19 protein-coding genes are annotated in these 19,160 nt (G+C 61.6%); all 19 read right to left on the reverse strand.

The genetic code is table 11. The features are described from left to right. Positions 1-22: 22 nt before the first annotated feature. Entirely contained in the window at positions 23-1,381 is a 1,359-nt protein-coding gene (locus ACZ9C1_RS11010) for a flagellar hook-length control protein FliK (protein ID WP_476253972.1), read from the reverse strand. Between the two features lie 72 nt (positions 1,382-1,453). Next, entirely contained in the window at positions 1,454-1,750 is a 297-nt protein-coding gene (locus tag ACZ9C1_RS11015) for an Hpt domain-containing protein (protein ID WP_046857713.1), read from the reverse strand. A 104-nt stretch (positions 1,751-1,854) separates the two neighbouring features. Beyond that, positions 1,855-3,546, reverse strand: coding sequence for an ATP-binding SpoIIE family protein phosphatase (locus tag ACZ9C1_RS11020; protein ID WP_277505224.1), 1,692 nt, complete (start codon positions 3,544-3,546; stop codon positions 1,855-1,857). Between the two features lie 8 nt (positions 3,547-3,554). Further along, on the reverse strand, positions 3,555-3,860 hold the full coding sequence (locus ACZ9C1_RS11025; protein ID WP_104445088.1) for an STAS domain-containing protein: 306 nt from the start codon (positions 3,858-3,860) through the stop codon (positions 3,555-3,557). Between the two features lie 99 nt (positions 3,861-3,959). After that, positions 3,960-4,412, reverse strand: a complete 453-nt coding sequence (fliJ, locus tag ACZ9C1_RS11030; protein WP_046854677.1) for a flagellar export protein FliJ — start codon at positions 4,410-4,412, stop codon at positions 3,960-3,962. A gap of 6 nt (positions 4,413-4,418) precedes the next feature. After that, positions 4,419-5,774, reverse strand: coding sequence for a flagellar protein export ATPase FliI (gene fliI / locus ACZ9C1_RS11035; RefSeq protein WP_046857712.1), 1,356 nt, complete (start codon positions 5,772-5,774; stop codon positions 4,419-4,421). Beyond that, positions 5,764-6,537 carry a flagellar assembly protein FliH gene (gene fliH, locus ACZ9C1_RS11040; RefSeq protein ID WP_457378505.1) on the reverse strand — a complete coding sequence of 258 codons (774 nt, stop codon included), beginning with the start codon at positions 6,535-6,537 and terminating at the stop codon, positions 5,764-5,766. The genes fliI and fliH overlap by 11 nt, the downstream gene beginning before the upstream one ends. Positions 6,538-6,642: 105 nt before the next feature. Further along, positions 6,643-7,662, reverse strand: a complete 1,020-nt coding sequence (fliG, locus tag ACZ9C1_RS11045; RefSeq protein ID WP_023631000.1) for a flagellar motor switch protein FliG — start codon at positions 7,660-7,662, stop codon at positions 6,643-6,645. Continuing rightward, complete coding sequence (fliF, locus tag ACZ9C1_RS11050) at positions 7,655-9,433, reverse strand: flagellar basal-body MS-ring/collar protein FliF (RefSeq protein WP_277505231.1); 1,779 nt, start codon at positions 9,431-9,433, stop codon at positions 7,655-7,657. Before fliF ends, fliG begins: the two co-directional genes overlap by 8 nt. A 15-nt stretch (positions 9,434-9,448) precedes the next feature. After that, positions 9,449-9,781, reverse strand: a complete 333-nt coding sequence (gene fliE / locus ACZ9C1_RS11055) for a flagellar hook-basal body complex protein FliE (protein WP_046854674.1) — start codon at positions 9,779-9,781, stop codon at positions 9,449-9,451. 107 nt (positions 9,782-9,888) lie between these two features. Beyond that, positions 9,889-11,265 (reverse strand): sigma-54-dependent transcriptional regulator, encoded by a 1,377-nt coding sequence (locus ACZ9C1_RS11060; protein ID WP_476253973.1) that lies wholly within the window; start codon positions 11,263-11,265, stop codon positions 9,889-9,891. Further along, positions 11,262-12,479, reverse strand: coding sequence for a sensor histidine kinase (locus ACZ9C1_RS11065; protein ID WP_457378506.1), 1,218 nt, complete (start codon positions 12,477-12,479; stop codon positions 11,262-11,264). Before ACZ9C1_RS11065 ends, ACZ9C1_RS11060 begins: the two co-directional genes overlap by 4 nt. Before the next feature lie 155 nt (positions 12,480-12,634). Continuing rightward, positions 12,635-14,110 (reverse strand): transcriptional regulator FleQ, encoded by a 1,476-nt coding sequence (gene fleQ, locus ACZ9C1_RS11070; RefSeq protein WP_277505238.1) that lies wholly within the window; start codon positions 14,108-14,110, stop codon positions 12,635-12,637. 168 nt (positions 14,111-14,278) lie between these two features. Continuing rightward, positions 14,279-14,575 (reverse strand): flagellar protein FliT, encoded by a 297-nt coding sequence (locus ACZ9C1_RS11075; protein WP_046854670.1) that lies wholly within the window; start codon positions 14,573-14,575, stop codon positions 14,279-14,281. Between the two features lie 14 nt (positions 14,576-14,589). Further along, positions 14,590-14,985 carry a flagellar export chaperone FliS gene (fliS, locus tag ACZ9C1_RS11080; protein WP_046854669.1) on the reverse strand — a complete coding sequence of 132 codons (396 nt, stop codon included), beginning with the start codon at positions 14,983-14,985 and terminating at the stop codon, positions 14,590-14,592. Between the two features lie 131 nt (positions 14,986-15,116). Continuing rightward, positions 15,117-16,523, reverse strand: coding sequence for a flagellar filament capping protein FliD (gene fliD, locus ACZ9C1_RS11085; RefSeq protein ID WP_476253974.1), 1,407 nt, complete (start codon positions 16,521-16,523; stop codon positions 15,117-15,119). Between the two features lie 78 nt (positions 16,524-16,601). Beyond that, a complete protein-coding gene (locus ACZ9C1_RS11090; RefSeq protein WP_102685155.1) occupies positions 16,602-16,961 on the reverse strand; it encodes a flagellar protein FlaG in 360 nt (119 codons plus the stop codon). Between the two features lie 73 nt (positions 16,962-17,034). Then, positions 17,035-17,889, reverse strand: coding sequence for a flagellin domain-containing protein (locus tag ACZ9C1_RS11095; RefSeq protein WP_046854666.1), 855 nt, complete (start codon positions 17,887-17,889; stop codon positions 17,035-17,037). A 247-nt stretch (positions 17,890-18,136) separates the two neighbouring features. Beyond that, positions 18,137-19,072, reverse strand: coding sequence for a ketoacyl-ACP synthase III (locus ACZ9C1_RS11100; RefSeq protein ID WP_102685156.1), 936 nt, complete (start codon positions 19,070-19,072; stop codon positions 18,137-18,139). Positions 19,073-19,160 lie beyond the last annotated feature (88 nt).

Here is a 19,160-nt window from a genome sequence, read left to right on the forward strand (position 1 = left end):
AACGCCAGGCAAGCCCGAACAATCAAGCGTAATAATCGACCACACTGTCGCCTACCACCACCTGCTGCTCGACAGGGCGCGCGACTTCAGCGGGATCGGCATCGTCCCCGTCCGCTGCGTTGCCACGCCGCGCCGCCACGCCGGACAGGCCCGACCCACCCTGCTGCGCCTCTTGCTGTTGCTGCTGGCCACGGGACTGATCAGCCACGCTGACGTCGGGCTGGGCCAAGCCCTGCTGGGCGAACAGCTCTCGCAGGCGATGCACCTGGCTGTCGAGGGCGTCGCGCACACCGGCATGGCCGCTGACGAAGTGGATCTGGGTCGACTGGTCTGTCGCCACGTTGACGCGAATATCCAGGCGTCCCAACTCCCGCGGCTCAAGCTGGATGTCCGCAGACTTGAGGTTCTGGCTGGAGAGGTACATGACCCGGTTGACCAACCCCTCGGTCCAGCCGCCCTGGTTCATCGCCAACGGTTGCTGCAGCGGGCCAGGCGTGACGGGCACGGTGTTGACGGTCTTGGGCGTCACCGCCTGGGTAAGGCTGGCCAGGCGGTTGGCGAAATCGTCGACGCGGGTATCACTGCTGGCACCCTTGATATCCTTGAGGCCGTCATCGAGCAGGCCGGCAAAGGCCTTGTCACCACGCTCACCCTGCCCCGGCTCCGACTCCCCTTTCTCGGCCAAAGTCGCCAAGGTATTGACGGCTGCAGCAGCAGGACTGGCAGTTTGCTGACCGTTGTTATCGACAACGGCATGGGCCGACGTCTTGCCCTTGGACTGCGCATCCTGTTCAAGCGCCAGGCGCAAGGCCGGCATATCGGCAAGCGCATCGGCCTCGGGGTCGAACGCCGTGGTTTGCTCAGCCTCTTGCGCTACCTGCACCGGCGCTGGTGCAGGCTGCAGCGGCGCTTGAACCGCCGCCTGCAACACGGGCGCCACCGCTTCCGCCTGGGCCTGGAGCAGTTGCGCCCCGGCCTGGGCATCGGTCACCTGGCCGGCGACCAGGCTGGCATCGAGCGGGGGCACTGCACTGCCATCGGCGGCCTCATCAGTGTCGTCGGCGGACTGCGAAGATGCAGTCGATGGCAAGCTCTTGCCGTCATCGGCAACGGCCGGCGCCTTACCCGCGGCCTGCTTGCCGCCCGCGGCTGGGTCAGGCTGCGCCTTGTTCTTCGCCGACGGCACTTGGCTGACGGGCTTTTCATCCCTTGCCGGGGCACTCTTGACCGGGGTGCTGTCACGCTCTTGTCGGGCCATCACCTGATCAAAGCCGGCGCCTTGCTTCGCGGCCTGCAGCGGCTTTTCCGCCGCACTGGCAGCTTGGCGTTGCGCCTGATTGGCGAGGCCGGCTTGCAACAATTGATTGGGTGCGACTGGCATTGAACAATCTCCGCTCCAGAACCTGGAAAAATACGTCTGGGGCTGGAAAAGCAAAACTCGCGCCAGGTTCGGCTATTGCGCGGAAACTCGTTGCCGTTCACTGCGATAGTAACGCTGGACCACCAGGTATTCCTGATCGATGCGATTGATCAGGTCCTCGATACCATACAAAGGCTGCTGGCGCACACGTTCTTCAAGCTGCTGGCACAAGGCGGCCAGGCCAACGGCCCCCATATTGCTGCTACTGCCCTTGAAGCTGTGCGCTGCCATGCCCAGCTCATCGGCATCCCTGGCCTTGTGCAACTGGTTCAGGCGTCGCTCGGAGTCTTCCAGAAAGGTCTCCAGCAACTGCAGGTAGCCATCTTCCATGACCTCCTGCAAGTCACTCAACACCTGTTGATTGATGTGAACGTCCACTTGCTCACTCCCTGATCAAGCCTCGCTTAGCCAGACCCCGCAGGCATCCCGCAGGCTCACCATTCAAAATCCACCTGGGCAAGGCGACCACCCTCCAGCCAGCGGGCCTGACCTGCCAGGCGCTGTACCAGACCCATGCCTCGTCCACTGAAAGCTTGCTGCTCAGGCGCCCTGGCAAGCTCACGCGCCACGTCGAAGCCTGCGCCACTGTCTCGTACCTCGATCATCAGACGCCCGCCAGCACCCCGCGGTTCAACCTGCAGCCCGATGCTCACGAACCCGTCCACCTCGTGCATCAAGCGCTCGGCACGCTGCCGATAATACTGCGCAAAGCCCTGGGCGTCGCGCTTGAGCCGGGAGTCCATCGCCAGCACGCCGTGCTCCAGCGCATTGGAATACAACTCGCTCAGGACGCTGTGCAGGCGCCCGCTGCTAGGCCTGAGTCCGTGAATTTCCTGCAACAGTTGCACCAGGTAAGGCACGGGGTTGAAGCGGCGCAGGCTCTGCCCCCGCAATTCGAACCGCAGCGACCAGTCCAGAGGGCTCGAACTACCACTGTCGGAGTACACCACTGGTTGTGCCACCAACTCATCGGGGGCAGACATGCGGATATCGCACAAACTGATGTCATCACGCGACTGCCCGCCGAAACCTGCCAAAGCCTGCATCACCTCATCGAACAATAGATCGGGGTTGCGGTTGCCAGCCAGCACATCGCGCAAGCGATCGACCCCGAACAAGCGTTCCTGGGCATCCCCCGTGTCCACCACTCCATCGGACAGCAGGAACAACCGCTCGCCGACCGCCAGTGGCAACACCTGTGTGGCATCGTCGAACTGCTCCGGTGCCAGTACCCCCAATGGCAGATGATGGGAACACAGCATGCCCAGCACCTCACCTTCGGCAGAAAGATGATAGCCATCCGGCATCCCGCCATTCCAGACCTCGACCGTACCGCGCTGAAAACTAAGGCTGAGCAACAGCGCGCAGCAGAACATGTCCACCGGCAGGATACGCTTGAGCTTGGCGTTCATTTCCCGCAGCGTCTCGGCCAGGCCATAGCCCTTGGCGGTCATGCCATAGAACACCTCCGCCAGCGGCATGGCCCCCACTGCAGCCGGCAAACCGTGGCCGGTAAAATCCCCCAGCAGTACATGCATGTCGCCAGACGGCGTGAATGCTGCCAACAGCAGGTCGCCATTGAACAGTGCATAGGGCGATTGCAGGTAACGGATATTTGCCGCCTTCAGGCAGCCGGAATGGGCGATCTTGTCGAACACCGCCTTGGCCACGCGCTGCTCGTTGAGCAAGTGGTGATGGTGACGGGTGATCTGGTCACGCTGTTCAAGCACCGTGGCGTGCAATCGGCGCAAACGGTCCATGGCGCGGATTTTCGCTGCAAGAATGACGGCGCTGTAAGGTTTGGCCATGAAGTCGTCGCCCCCGGCCTCCAGGCAGCGTACCAGGCCCTCCTCTTCGTTGAGTGAGGTCAGGAAGATGATCGGCACAAGGGCTTCGCCAGCCAACGCCTTGATTCGCCGCGCAGCTTCAAAACCGTCCATCACCGGCATCAAGGCGTCGAGCAGAACCAGTTGCGGCCGTCGCTCGGTGAACATCGCCACGGCCTGTTCACCGTTCTCGGCGGTGAACACCTCATGCCCTTGGCGGCGGACAATCTGCGCCAGCAAGAGGCGATCTGCGGCGCCGTCTTCGGCCACCAGCACGGTCAACGCCTGCTCGGCGGGCATGACGGCACTCAACTGATGTCGAACAGTTTTTCGAAATTGGAGATGGCGAGGATCTTGCGCACGTCCGGGCTGGCATGGACCACGCGGATATCCGACTCCTCACCGCCGACATGGTCGCGCAGCAACAACAGCATGCCCAGCGCCGAGCTGTCGAGATAAGTGGCCTCCTTCAGGTCGACCACCACGGAATCCGGGCGCGGGCGCTGGCGCTCGTAGGCATCCCGGAATTCCTGATGCTTGCCGAAATCGAAACGACCCTTGACCTTGATCGTCAGCTTTTTCCCGTCCTGTGAAAAATCAGTTTCGACTGCCATACGAGCGATTCCTTCGGTGATGGCGAATGCAACTCCTGAAGGTTTAGCAGGCACCATGGGCTGGTGCAAGGCGCTGGCGCCGGGCGGCCAAGCTCCTTCCTACAGATGCCCCTGCCGCGGCAAGCGCTGGGACAACTCGTCGAGCAGGCGCTGCTCGCGCTTGTCTTCAGCCCTGCGTGCCTCGTCGAGGTAGCGCTGCACCAGCTTGCGCAACCCCTCCACCCGTGCGTAGGTCTGCTGCCAGGCGTTGCGTGCGTTGTTGAGGTTGTTCTGGTGCCAGGCCATGCTCTGGCGCTGCTGGGTCATGGCCGTTTCCAACTGACCGAGGAAACGCTGGTAATTGACCAGCCAGTTGCCGTCGACCCCCTTGGAGCCACGACTGATCCACTGCTGCTGGTAGGCCTCGCGGAAACTTTCAAGCTCGGCCTGCTTGGCCTGCGCATCGGTCAACATTCGCTGAAAGTGCCCAACCCGCTGAGCGGCCTTGCGCTCGGCCTCCTCGGCCATGGTCACCACGGGAGCCAGGCGTGCGGCACGGCTGGGCTGGGCCATGGCCTATCAGTTCCCCGGCGGCGCAAAGATTGCGCCCAACTGCTCGCGGCCCTGGGCCATGCCCACGTTTTCATCCAGACCCTGGCGCAGGAAGTCCACCAGTTTGGGCTGCAAGGCAATGGCCAGGTCGGTTTCCGGATCACCGCCAGCCACATACGCACCGACGCTGATCAGGTCGCGGCTTTGCGAAAGGCGCGACCACAACTGCTTGAATTTCTGCGCCTGGCGCAAGTGATCAGGGTCTACCACCTGAGGCATCACCCGGCTGATCGAGGCTTCGATATCGATGGCCGGGTAGTGCCCCTCTTCGGCCAGGCGCCGGGACAACACAAAGTGTCCGTCGAGCACGCCCCGCGCCGAGTCTGCGATCGGGTCCTGCTGATCGTCGCCCTCGGAGAGCACGGTATAGAACGCGGTGATCGAGCCACCGCCCGGCTCGCCATTACCGGCACGCTCCACCAGCTTGGGCAACTTGGCGAACACCGACGGCGGATACCCACGCGTGGCCGGCGGCTCGCCGATTGCCAGGGCGATCTCACGCTGGGCCTGGGCGAAACGGGTCAACGAGTCCATCAACAGCAGGACGTTCTTGCCCTTGTCACGGAAATATTCGGCGATTCGCGTGCAATACATGGCTGCCCGCAGGCGCATCAGCGGGGCATCATCCGCAGGCGAGGCCACCACCACCGAACGCTTGAGCCCCTCTTCACCAAGAATGTGCTCGATGAACTCCTTCACCTCGCGGCCCCGTTCGCCGATCAGCCCCACCACGATGATTTCGGCCTCGGTAAAGCGCGTCATCATGCCCAGCAGCACCGACTTGCCCACACCAGTACCGGCGAACAGCCCCAGACGCTGGCCGCGACCCACGGTAAGCAGGCCATTGATGCTGCGAATGCCCACGTCCAATGGCTGGCTGATCGGGTCACGGTTCAGAGGGTTGATGACCGGGCCATCCATCGGCACCCAATCCTCGGCCTTCATGCCGCCCTTGCCATCCAGCGCACGGCCGGCGCCATCGAGCACCCGCCCGAGCATGCTCATGCCCATCGGCAAGCGGCCGCTGTCATCCAGCGGCACCACGCGGGCACCGGGCGCCAGCCCGACAATGCTGCCGACCGGCATCAGGAACACCTTGCCACCGGCAAAGCCCATGACTTCGGCCTCGACCTGCACAGGGTGATAGCTGTCGTCGTTGATCACCAGGCAGCGGCTACCCACTGCTGCCCGCAGGCCTTCGGCCTCAAGCGTGAGGCCGACCATACGCAGCAGGCGGCCCTCGACGATTGGCTGCTCAGGCAGCCTCACCGCATCGGCGTAGCCTTCAAGGCGCTTGCCGAAACTGGTGCGTTCAAGGCGCATCGGCTTCACCTGCAGGCTCATCGAGTTCGACCTGAATATCTGGCGCCGCGGGGTGCAATGCCTGGTCATGGGATTGGTCGAACAGCTGCGCCACGGCCTTCTCGATACGGGTTTCCATGGTCGCGTCGATGCGGCTGTGGGCGGTTTCGATCCGGCAACCGCCAGGCAGCAGGGCTTCGTCCTCAAGCAGCTTCCAATCTTCCTCATGGCGCTCGCGCAGGGTCTTGGCCAGCTCGAAGTCCTGGGGGTTGAGATGGATACGGATGTTGTCAGCGCCCATTGGCAGCAGCTTCAGTGCCTCGCGAAGCACATGGGTGATCTGGCTGGAATCTGCGCGCAGCTCGCGGCCGATGACCTGGCGGGCAATGTTCGCTACCAGCAGCACCAGCGCCTTTTCGATCTGCGTATCTTGCTCGGCGATCGGCTCCAGCAGGTGATTCATGACCTGCTCCAGGTTCGCAAGTTTGGCGGCCAGCGCCACTTCGGCCTCCTGACGAACCTTGAGCTGGGTACTGTGGAAGCCTTCCCGCTCGCCCGTGGCGAAACCTTCGTTGTAGGCCTCCTGGCGAATGGCCTCAAGCTCTTCGAGGGTAAGGGGCTGGACTTCCTCCAGCGGCACCTCTTCGACTTCTTCCTCGACGACGGTCGGCTCAGGCTCAGGCTGTGGTTCAGGCTCCGGATCGAAGCTAGGCAACGACCATACATCCACGCCCTCAAGGTCGCGGGCACGGATCAGATCGCTGGGGTGTTCGGTGGTGGACATGCTCAAAAACCTCTTTAGCTGCAAGCATCACGCTTCAAGCAGCAAGAAACGGCAGCCCTTGCTTGACCCGCTGTTTCTTGTCGCTTGCAGCTTGAAACCTGCCGCTTAAATCATTTCCTCGGCGCCCTTGCCGCCAAGCACGATCTCGCCGGCCTCGGCCATGCGGCGGGCGATGGTGAGGATTTCCTTCTGCGCCGTTTCCACGTCGCTGACCCGTACCGGCCCCTTGGCCTCCAGGTCGTCGCGCAGCAGCTCGGACGCACGCTTGGACATGTTCTTGAAGATCTTGTCCTTGACCCGCTCGTCGGCGCCCTTGAGCGACACCACCAGCACGTCCGACGACACTTCGCGCAACAGCGCCTGGATGCCGCGATCGTCGACGTCGGCCAGGTTGTTGAAGACGAACATCAAGTCTTCGATCTGCTCCGACAGGTCACTGTCGATCTCGCGGATCGAGTCCATCAGCGCACCTTCCACAGAGCTGTCGAGGAAGTTCATGATATCGGCGGCGCGCTTGATGCCACCCAGGGTGGTACGCGCGGCATTGGAGTTGCCGGAGAACTGCTTCTCGAGGATCTGGTTGAGCTCCTTGAGTGCCGCCGGCTGCACGGTGTTGAGCGACGATACGCGCAGGACGATGTCCAGGCGCACCTTGTGGTCGAAGTTGCTCAGCACCTCGCCGGCCTGGTCGGGGTCGAGGTAGGCGACCACAATGGCCTGGATCTGCGGGTGCTCGTAGCGGATGACATCGGCCACGGCACGCGGCTCCATCCACTTGAGGCTGTCCAGGCCGCTGGTGTTGCCACCGAGCAGGATGCGGTCGATCAGGCCGTTGGCCTTGTCCTCGCCGAGGGCCTGGTTGAGCATCTTGCGGATATAGCCGTCGGAGCCGACACCCAGGCTGGTCTGGTCGCCGACGATTTCGACGAACTCGCTCATCACCTGCTCGACCTGCTCGCGATGGACGTTGCCCATCTGCGCCATGGCCACACCGACCCGCTGAACTTCCTTGGGCCCCATGTGGCGCAGGACCTGCGCGGCATCGGTCTCGCCAAGCGAGAGCAGGAGGATGGCCGCCTTGTCGACGCGGCTCAGCTTGGCGGTAATGGCTCGATTGTCACTCATCGGCGTTGATCCACTCTTTCACGACCTGGGCCACCCGGCCCGGGTCTTCGGCCACCAGGCCCTTGATTGCGTTGAGCTGTGCCTCGTAACCCTCGCTCGGGCTCGGCAACAGAATGCTTGTCGGGCCACCCAGGCTGACGCGGTCGTTGGCCAGTTCGCCATCCAGACCGATCATGCCGCCCAGCTCCATGTCGCTGTCCGTGGCCGCCTGCTTGCCGCCACCTGTGATGTTGTTGAGCACCGGACGCAGCACGCCGAACACCAGCACCAGGATGAACAACACGCCCAGCACCTGCTTGACGATATCCCAGAACCAGGGCTGCGAGTAGAACGGAATATCGACCAGCTCGTCGCCACGGTCGGCGGCGAACGGCACGTTGATCACGGTGACACTGTCACCACGGCTGGCATCGAAGCCCACCGCGTCCTGTACCAGGCGGGTGAAGCGCGCCAGGTCCTCGGCGCCCCACGGGGTGCGGGTGGCTTCGCCGGTAGCGGCATCGAGCTTGACCTGGTCGTCCACCACCACGGCTACCGACAGGCGGGTCAGGCGACCTTGCTGCTGGCGGGTGTGGCTGATGGAACGGTCCAGTTCGAAGTTCTTGGTGCTTTGCTGGCGCTTGTCGCTCGGGTATGGCGCCAGCATCGGCTGGCCAGTCGCCGGGTCCATGATCTGTTGGCCATTGGCATCCAGCAGCGGCTGGCCCGGCTGGATCGCGCCGGCAGGTGTCGCGCCAGCGGTAGCGTTTTCGGGGGCAGAGGCGCCGGCCGGCGGCTGGTTGCTCAACGCCCCCGGCACACCCTGCGGCCCTTGGCTGCTGGCACGCTGCTCATTGACCGATTGCTCGCTGCGCAGCGCCGGTTGGTCGGGGTTGAACTGTTCGGAGGTGGACTCGACAGCACTGAAGTCGACGTCAGTAGACACCTCTGCCTTGTAGCGGTCGTTACCCAGCACTGGCTGCAGAATATTGTGCACACGCTGAGTGAGCATGCTTTCCATGCGACGGCTGTAGTCGAATTGCTTGCCGGCCATGGTCAGGGCCGTGTCTTGCAACTGGTCGGAGAGCAGGTTGCCCTTCTGGTCGACTACGGTCACCTGGGACTTGTCCAGCTCCGGCACACTGGTCGCCACCAGATTGACAATCGCCATCACCTGGCCAGCTTCCAGAGCGCGCCCCGGATACAGCTCGACCAGTACCGAGGCGCTGGGCTTGCGCTCGTCGCGCACGAACACCGAACTTTTCGGGATCGCCAGGTGCACACGGGCAGCCTTGACGTTGTTCAAGCTCGATACCGTACGCGCCAGCTCGCCTTCAAGGCTGCGACGGTAACGGGTAGCTTCCATGAACTGGCTGGTACCCAGCCCTTGCTCTTTATCGAGCAATTCGAAGCCGACATTGCCATCGCTCGGCGCCACGCCGGCCGCAGCGAGTTTCAGACGCGCACGGGAGAGATCGTCGGCCTTGACCAGCAGCGCGCCGGAGTTGGGCTCCACGCGATACGGGATGTCGGAGGTGGCCAGGGTATCGATCACCTGCTTGGTGTCCATGCCCGCCAGGCTGCCATAGAGCGGGCGGTAGTCCGGTTGCTGCGACCAGAGCACCACGGCGAAGCCGATGGCCACGCTTGCCGCCAGCCCGACCAGCAGGCCGACCTGACGCAGCATGGGCATCTGCGAAATGTTTTCCAGGAACGACATGCCGAACAGCGGCGGCTTGGCTACTGGGGGGCCACTCTTGGCGGGGGCGTTATCGACGACTGCTTCGGCCATGACTCACTCTCGCCCTTATACCGGCATCTGCATGATGTCCTGGTACGCTTGCACCAGCTTGTTACGAACCTGGGTAAGTGCCTGGAACGACACGGAAGCCTTTTGCGAGGCGATCATCACGTCAGTCAGGTCAACACCGCTCTTGCCAATTTCGAAGGCGCTGGACAATTGGCTGGATGCCTGCTGAACCTCATTCACCTTGCCAATGGCCTGGCCGAGCATATCGGCAAAGCTGCTCTGCCCGGGCGCGAGCTCAGGCGCGGCGCCAACCTTGGGCAGGGACATCGCATCGGCCTGCATGGCGCGCATGTCCAACATCAGACGATTGAATTCAACACCTTGGGTCATGGACTTCTCTCTCCGGCGGCCGCACTTTTTTTGACACTCATGCAGCGAATAGTGATGGAGCTAGCAAGAGAAGTGCCAGCCATTCAGAAAACATTCAAAAGGACGTATCAGCCGAACAGACTGGCCTCGACATCGAACCCAGCGTCACGCATCTGCGCAAGCTTGTAACGCAAGGTTCTAGGGCTGATCCCCAGACGATCGGCCGCCTCCTTGCGACGACCGCGCTCGGCACGCAAGGTGTCGATGATCATCTGGTATTCGTGGCGACGCATGTCATCACCCAGGCCACCAGGCTCAACCGCAGAATCCGCAAATACTGGCTCAATAGTGGCCACTTTGGATGCCGACAATGGAATGGCGCCAGCCAGACAAAAATCCGCCGCCTCGATCACTCCGCCCTGCTGCAGGATCAACGCCCGCTGCAGCGCATTATCCAGCTCGCGAACGTTGCCAGGCCAGGCATAAGCCTGCAGGCAGGCCCGCGCCTCAGCGGATAGCTTGACCTGAGCGTGGCGCATCTTGCTGACATGACGTGCCAGCAAACGCTCAGCGAGCGGCACGATGTCGGCCGGCCGATCACGCAATGCACGCCAAGCCATGGGGAATACCGATAGGCGGTAGTACAGGTCCTCCCGGAAGCGCCCGGCAGCAACCTCCTCCGCCAGATCGCGGTTGGTGGTAGCGAGCACGCGAATATCCAGCACCACCGGCTTGCGCCCGCCCACCCGCTCCACTTCACGCTCCTGCAGCACACGCAGCAACTTGGCCTGCAGCCCCAACTGCATTTCAGAGATCTCATCGAGCAGCAAGGTACCGCCGTCCGCCTGCTCGAACTTGCCAGCCTGCGCGGCGATAGCCCCGGTAAAGGCACCCTTCTCATGGCCGAAAAGCGTGGCTTCGAGCATGTTGTCAGGGATCGCGGCGCAGTTGATCGCCACGAACGCCTGCCCGGCCCGGCGCGACTGTTGGTGAATGAAACGCGCCAGCACTTCCTTGCCTGTGCCGGACTCACCGGAAATCAACACCGTCGAGTCGCTTTGCGCAACCCTTACAGCCAGCTCCAGCAGTTGCCGACTGGCAGGCTCACAGGCAACAGGCCCCGCCTCGTCACCCACGGTACCGCCACCCACGGCATGGCGTGCCACCAGGTCGAGCAAGGCCTTGGGTTCGAATGGTTTTACCAGATAGTCGACCGCTCCCTGGCGCATGGCCTCCACCGCACGCTCCACAGCCGCGTGAGCCGTCATCAGCAGCACCGGCAAGTGCGGGTGGTGACGGCGTAATTGTGCCAGCAGCTCGTGGCCATCCATGCCCGGCATGTTCACATCACTGACCACCAGCGCAAAGGATTCCTCTGCGACCGCCCGCAACGCCTCCTCAGCACTGCCAACTGCACGGTGAGCGAGGCCGCCGATCTCCAGGGTGTCGGCCAGCGCCTGACGCAGGACTCGGTCATCCTCGACCAGCAGCACCTTCATCGTCATTGCCCCGCCTCCTCCTGAACACCGATCAATGGCAGCTCCACGGTGGCGCATGTACCGCGCCCCACCCGGGAACGCAGGCGCAGCGTACCGCGGTGCGCCCGCACCACTGCCTGGACCACAGCCACCCCCAGCCCGGTACCCGTGGACTTGGTGGTCAAAAACGGCTCCCCCAAGCGAGTCAACAACTGGCTATCGATACCACTGCCTGCATCGCTGACACACAGGTGCACAGCGTTTTCGCGGCGCAGCAGATGAATCTTCAAACGCGCCGACTCGCCACCGGCCTGCACGGCATTTTCGATCAGGTTGAGCAATGCACCCACCAGCGTATCGCGGTTGCACAGCAGTTCTCCCAGATGGGTATCGCATTGCCAGCGCACCGCATGCCCCTGCACATGGGAGTGAGCGGCTTGCTGCAAGGCCTGGAACAACCCCTTGGGGCTGACTCGATCATTGAGTGGCAGCTCGCCACGGGCGAACACCAGCATGTCGCGAACCTGATGCTCCAGTTCGTGCAGGCGCTCCTTGAGATTGCCGGCAAAACGCAGGCGCGTGTCGCAGGCCAACGCCTGCTCCGGGTCCGCCAGGTGGCTGGCATAGAGCATCGCGGCCGACAAGGGCGTGCGAATCTGATGCGCAAGGGAGGCAACCATGCGCCCCAACGAAGACAGACGCTCGTGTCGCGCCAACTGACCCTGAAGGCGACGCGTTTCGGTCAGGTCATTGAGCAGCACCAACTGCCCAGGTTCGGCATCCAGAGAGCGGGTGGCAATGGACAAACGACGCCCGTCACGCAAGGAAACCTCATGACCGTCGTCCTCGCGCGGCGCGAAACTGCGCGCAATCACCTGGCGCCACAGCAGCCCCGTCAAAGGTTCACCCAGCAGCTCGCAAGCCGCCGGATTCGCCTCGCGCACACAGCCCTCACCATCGATGACGATCACCCCGCCAGGCAGCAGATCGAGCAAATTCTGCAGACGGTTGGCCAGGCGCTCTTTCTCGTCCAGCTCGGCCATGCGCTGCGCACTGACCACTGCCAACTCGCCCTTGAGCTCGCTGACCCGCGACTCAAGCATGCTGTACGAGTGGCTCAACTGGCTGGAGACCTGATCGAACAGGGCGAACGCCTGCTCAAGACCCTGCCGGCTCTCCTGCTCAAGCGGGGTGTGCCCTCGCGAATCGGGGGCTGGGGAACGGTGGGCGGCCTGGGGCATCGTGCTCTCTCGCATGGCTGACCGTCATAAAAACGGTATGTTGCCTGCGGTGTAGCAATAGCCGTGCCGAAGATGGGGACAATGACACCAGGCAGCATTGCACGCTGATCGACGTCAACGCCCGGGGCCGCATCGCGACCCCGGGCGAGCAAACGTCACTCGTCGGCCTGGTCTTCGCCACCTTGCCGGCTCATGCCGTACTTGCGCATCTTCTCGACCAGCGTGGTCCGACGGATACGCAGACGCTCGGCAGCACGCGCAACGATGCCATTGGCATCATCCAGTGCCTGCTGGATCAGGCCCTGCTCCAGGCTGCCGAGGTAGTCCTTGAGGTCCAAGCCTTCCGGCGGCAGCATGGCGTGGTTGGCGAAATTCGGCGCATGGCCGTTGATCGCCACGCGCTCTTCCAGGTCGGAGCGCAGGCTGTCCACCAACTGCTCGTCTTCATCATCGACGTAGCGGAATTTCTTCGGCAGCTCCGCCACGCCGATCACCCCATACGGATGCATGATTGCCATGCGCTCCACCAGGTTGGCCAACTCGCGGACGTTGCCCGGCCAGCCGTGGCGGCACAACGACATGATCGACGCTGAGTTGAACCGGATCGACCCACGCTTCTCGTGCTCCATGCGCGAGATCAACTCGTTCATCAGCAGCGGAATATCTTCCACCCGCTCACGCAACGGCGCCATCTCGATAGGGAACACGTTCAACCGGTAATACAAATCTTCGCGGAAGGTCCCATCCTCGATCATGGTCTCGAGGTTCTTGTGCGTCGCAGCGATGATGCGCACGTCGATGCTCTGGGTCTTGTTGCTGCCGACCCGCTCGAAGGTGCGCTCCTGCAGTACGCGCAGCAGCTTGACCTGCATCGGCAGCGGCATGTCGCCGATCTCGTCGAGGAACAACGTGCCACCATTGGCCAGCTCGAAGCGCCCGGCACGGCTGGTGATCGCCCCGGTGAAGGCGCCCTTCTCGTGACCGAACAATTCGCTTTCGAGCAGCTCCGCCGGGATCGCCCCGCAGTTGACCGGCACGAACGGTGCCTCGCGGCGCTTGGAGTGGTAGTGCAGGTTGCGCGCCACCACTTCCTTGCCGGTGCCGGACTCGCCGAGGATCAGCACGCTGGCATCGGTGTCGGCGACCTGCTGCATCATCTGCCGCACATGCTGGATGGCACGACTGGTACCCACCAGGCTGCGGAACAGGTTGGGCTCGCGCTGACGACCGCGCTCGCGGGCCTGGTCGTACATCTCGCGGTAAACCTGGGCACGGTGCAGGGAATCGAGCAACTGGCTGTAGCTCGGCGGCATCTCGAGATTGGACAGCACACGACGGCGCAGGTCCTCGGGGAAGTCCGCAGAAGAAATTTCCCCCAGAAGCAGAACCGGAAGGAACTCATCCCACCCGGCCACTGTCTTAAGGAGCCCCAGTACGCTGGCCGGGGCATTTACGGTACCGATGAGAACACACAGCACTTCACGGCTGGAAGACAAACCCTCGACCACCTGCTGCCAGTCCTGGCTGGAGCAAGAGAGGTTTTCTTCACCGAGAAAATTCAGGACCACCGCCAGATCGCGGCGGCGTTCGCTGTCGTCATCGATCAGGAGAATCTTGGTTTCACGCCACATGCAATAGCAACTTCCCTAGTCATATCGGCGCCCGCTGGGCGTGCACGACATCATTCCGACTGAATGGTCAGTGTTCGGACGTCTGAATTTGGAAAACAGCCACTAGTAAAGTCAAAAAACGGCACACAGTCAAATTTATGGCGCGCCGTTTTGATAAAACATCCGTGGTCAACTGAACAGATGGTATACCTTCGTGGCGTTTTTCGCCTGACGGATCTGCGCCATCTCATCGACTATTGATTGACGCTCACCACTTGCAATTTCGATTAGCTGGCGGTAGACCACCAGAAGCTCCTCCAGGCTCGCTCGCACTTCGTCCTCATTCGACAGTGCCTCGGCCAGCACATCGTCGACACACAGACGGCATTCCAGATCCAGCTCCCCCACTGCCTCCCAATCACGAGCGGCCAGGGCGTCCAACAGAAATTTGCGGGTCTGATCGATACGCTCGATTACCTCACTCATGACAACCTCCTGATTCAGGGCGTCGGCTGCTGATCGCCGATAGCATCCCAGCCTTCCTTGACCGTGATCAGCAAGCGAGCAACCTCGTCGATGATCTGCGGATCACTCTTGGCATTCGCCTCGACCAGGCGTCTGCTCATGTAAGTGTACAGGTTGTCCAGGTCCGCCAGCTCCTGCCCATGGTTTTCCAGGTCCAGCCCTTCGCGCAGGCCGCCAATGATATCGATGGCCTTGCCGAGCAGAATGCCCTTCTGGGCGACATCCTTGCGGGCAATGGCGCCCTTGGCCTGAGCCAGGCGGTCGAGACCACCCTGCATGAGCATCTGCACAAGGCGGTGGGGGCTGGCTTCGGAAGTCTGTGCCGCGCCATTGACTTTCTGGTATTGCCGAAGGGCCAACATCGGGTTCATGGATCTACCTCGTTGCAGCGAAAAGGTGCATATACCTGCTGTATCGCCGTTACGTCAAAAAACTTTAGCCAGAAAACAGCAAAGCCCGGAGCACCTCAAAGGTGTCGCCGGGCTTGCATCACGCGATTCGATCAGGATTTCTTGGCCTGGGCGTTCATCGCTTCGAAGATGGAGGTGATCTGCTCACCCTGCTTCTGCATCTTGGCCAAGGCTGCGTCAAGCGCCGAGAACTTCTTGGTCAACGATACAGTCAACAACTCGATACGGTTGTCCAGCGCGTCCTTCTGGTTGGCGAGGTTCTTGGCAGCCTGGTCAAGGTTGTTCTTGCGGCTGTCCAGCGTACCGCCCGACGCATTGTACGGATCGATAGCCTTGTTCATCCGTGTAAACACGCCTTGGTCACCCGTGAACAGCCCCTGAATCTCTGCACCAAGCTTCTTGTCGTTCAAGGCAGCGGTGAACTTGGTGCTGTTGAACTCCAGGGTGCCATCTTTCTGGGTGTTGATCCCCAGCTGGCTGAGCGTGTTCAGGTTGCCGTTGCCTGCAGTGTCTGCGATTACCTTGCGCAGATCGCCCAGCAGCGCCTTGGTCGTCGGGTCGTTGCTCAGCGGGCCGAGACTGGTGACCTTGCCATTTTCATCCTTGGTAGGCGTGGTGAGCGCACTCACCGCTTTCTGCAGGGTGTTGTAGGCATCGACGAACGACTGTACCGACTTTTTCAGGCCTTCATTATCCAGCGCCACGGTTACCTTGACGCCGCTGGTGACCTTCGGATCGGAGACACCGGTAAGTTCCAGGCTCAAGCCGCTGACCGCGTCATCAACGGTATTCTTCGAGCTTGTCAGCTCCAAGCCATCAATAGAGAACTTCGCATCCTGGGCCGGGCCATTGATGTATCCCGCACCATCACCCACCATCTTCTGGGTGCCGTCGATATCCAGCCCCAGGCCGCTTACAGAAATATCGCTGCCTGCACCTGTCGTGGTGGAACCGAACACCAGACGCGAACCACCCGCTTCGTTGATGATGTTGGCGGTGATACCCTTGGCCCCGATCTCCTTGTTGATCTGGTCACGCACGCTTTTGAGCGTGGCACCATTAGGGACGTCGATCTTGTAGTCCTTGCCGTTCTGGCTGATGGTCATCTCGCCAGCAGGTATGGGCGTATCGGCGCCACCCACGAATTTCGCGGAGGCCACCTTCGAGCCGGTCGCCAACTGGGTGACCCGCACGTCATAGCTGCCAGCCACGGCGGTGTTGCCCGCCTTGATCTTGACCACGCTTTCATTGGCCGACGTGCCCGCGAATGCATTGAACGAAGGAGCGTCCTTGTCGTTGAGCTTCTTCATGGCGTCCTGGAATGCAGTCAACGCACTGCGCAGAGAGCCGATACCCGAGATCATCGCCGAGTTGTTGCTGGTCTGCCGGGCAATCTGGTTGGCCTTGGCCGACGTGTCGGCATTGACCAACACCTTGACGATATTGGTGATATCGAGCCCGTAGCCTGCTCCCGTGCTCGTAGTAATCGGGCTTGCCATGCTGTCGCTCCTCTGCTCATTGCGCCAGCCTTGCGCTTGCAAGGCCGACTGAATCACAAGACTGTATTCGCCGCCGGATCAGACCTTGGCGTCGAACAAAACACTGTTGACATCGCTCAGGCTGTGGGCAATTCGCAGCGCCTCTTCCGAGGGTAGTTGTCGAATCAGCTCACCGGTTTCGCTGGCGATGACTTTAACCACGATCTTACCGGACTCTTCGTCTGTGACGAACTCCAGGTTGCGTCGGGTTTCCTTGAAAAACTTCTCGATTTCCGAGACAGCACCCTTGACCTTGTCGGCGTCATGCACCTTGATCGGGTCCTGTTTTTTTTCGCCATCAGCGGAAAAATCCACCGACCGGGCAACCGGTTTTTCGGCAACCTGCTCGGCCGTCCGCGCGGCCGGGTAAGACAGGTTCAGCTTGACGCTCATGTCCATGCCTACCACCTCACAATGAAAAAGGCGGGGAAGCGCCTGGAGAGCACTCCCCCGCCATCAGCTATCAGGCAGATTAGCCCAGCAGCTTCAGTACTGCCGATGGCAGCTGGTTGGCCTGGGCCAGAACCGAGGTGGAAGCCTGCTGCAGGGTCTGCTGCTTGGTCAGCTGGGCAGTTTCGGCAGCGAAGTCGGTGTCCTGTACACGGCCACGAGCGGCTTCGGCGTTCTCGTTGACGTTTTGCAGGTTGTTGATGGTGCTGGTCAGACGGTTCTGGGCAGCACCCAGGTCAGCACGCGAGGTGTTGATTGCCTGCAGAGCGTCGTCGATGGCGCTCATGGCAGCGGTGAAGTTGGCTTCGATGTTGGCGCTGGTACCGGTGATTGCTTTACCGTTCAGGCCGCTCAGAGCGCCACCGGTGCCAGTGCTCATCGACGAGCTCAGGCTGATGGTGATCTGGTTGTCGCTACCGGTGTTGGAGCCGACCTGGAAGGTCATGACGCCGGAAGTACCGTTCAGCAGTTTCTTGCCGTTCAGCTCGGTGCTGGCGGAGATACGGTCGATTTCCTTCAGCATCGACTGGAACTCTTTGTCCAGAGCTTCACGGTCCAGGGTGCTGTTGGAGTCGTTTCGCGCCTGGTTGGCCAGTTCGCGCATACGCTGCAGCATGTTGGTCTGCTCTTGCATCGCGCCTTCAGCGGTCTGGGCGATGGAGATACCGTCGTTGGCGTTCTTGATAGCCATGGTCTGACCGCGGATCTGCGAGGTCATGCGGGTAGCGATCTGCAGGCCGGCGGCGTCGTCTTTGGCGCTGTTGATTTTCAGGCCGGAGGACAGACGGGTCATCGAAGTGCTGAGTGCGTCGGAAGCACGGTTCAGGTTCTTCTGAACGCCCAGAGAGGTGGTGTTGGTGTTTACAGTCAAAGCCATGACGAATTCCTCGTTGGATTGGGTACTACGGCTTCCGGCCTTGGCAATTCGCCGGGTAGGTGGCCTAGAGAACCTTCGTAATGTTTATCGTCGTCAGGGCAGTTTGCTTTAGGGCGATTTCTCAAATTTTTTACTGGCATCCTGCCACCCCAATGAAATCAAGGGTTTGACGCCAGGAATTGCACATCAGAAATAAAAAAGCGCCGGCCGTGTCTGGCCAGCGCTTCTTGTTCATCCCCGCCGAAGGTCAGGCATTGCGTTCGATGATGGCCGAACCCCAGGACAGCCCCACACCAAATCCGCTCAGGGCCACGCGCTTGTGCTGCGAGCCAAGTACATGTTTCTCCAGCAACAGTGGAATGCTCGAAGAAACGGTATTGCCAGTCTCGACCATGTCCTTGACGAATTTTTCCTTGTACGCGCCCTCGCAGAAACGCGCGGAAACCGCGTCGACAATGGCGGCACTGCCTTGGTGCAGACAGTACAGGTCTATATCCCCGGCCTTCAACGCGCTAGCCTCAAGCAACTGCTGCAAGTGCGCCGGCACCTTGACCAGTGCGAAGTTGTAGACCTGACGGCCATTCATGAAGAACTTGCCATCCGTAGTACGCAGGTGCTCGGCGCCGGCACCGTCGCTGCCAAACAACGACTTGCCCAACTGCCAGGCAGCCCCGTCGGCCATCCAGGTTGCCGTGGCGGCGTCGCCGAACAGCATGGTGGTGTTGCGGTCCTCGGGGTCGACGATCTTCGAATAGGGGTCGGCGGTCAGCAGCAAGCCGTTCTTCAGACCTGCAGCTTCCATGAACCCCTTCATTGCATACAGCCCGTAGACATAGCCCGAGCAGCCCAGCGAAACGTCGAACGCCGCGATGGCGGTCGGCAGCCCAAGCTTGTGCTGGACAATAGCGGCGGTGTGCGGCAGCCCCTCGGCATCGCCGTTCTGGGTGACGACGATGACGATGTCGATGGACGCTGGGTCCAGCGCCGGGTTGGCGGCGAACAGATTTCTGGCGGCCTCGACACACAGGTCGGAGGTTTCCTGGGTATCGGCCTTGCGCGGCAAGAAGGTCGAGCCGATCTTGCCGAAAATGAATTCTTGATCCTTGCCGAATTTCGCACCTTGGGCGTAGTTGTCGACACCCTCCACAGGTACGTAACTGGCGATGCTTTTAATGCCAATCATTGTGGCTTCCCGGTAGACATGGCGGATATTGCGGGACAGGCCTTGCAAGCCCTTCAGACGTGGCTGTCCTGACTCGATAGACTAAAGA

Source organism: Pseudomonas sp. TE21435 (assembly GCF_056279265.1).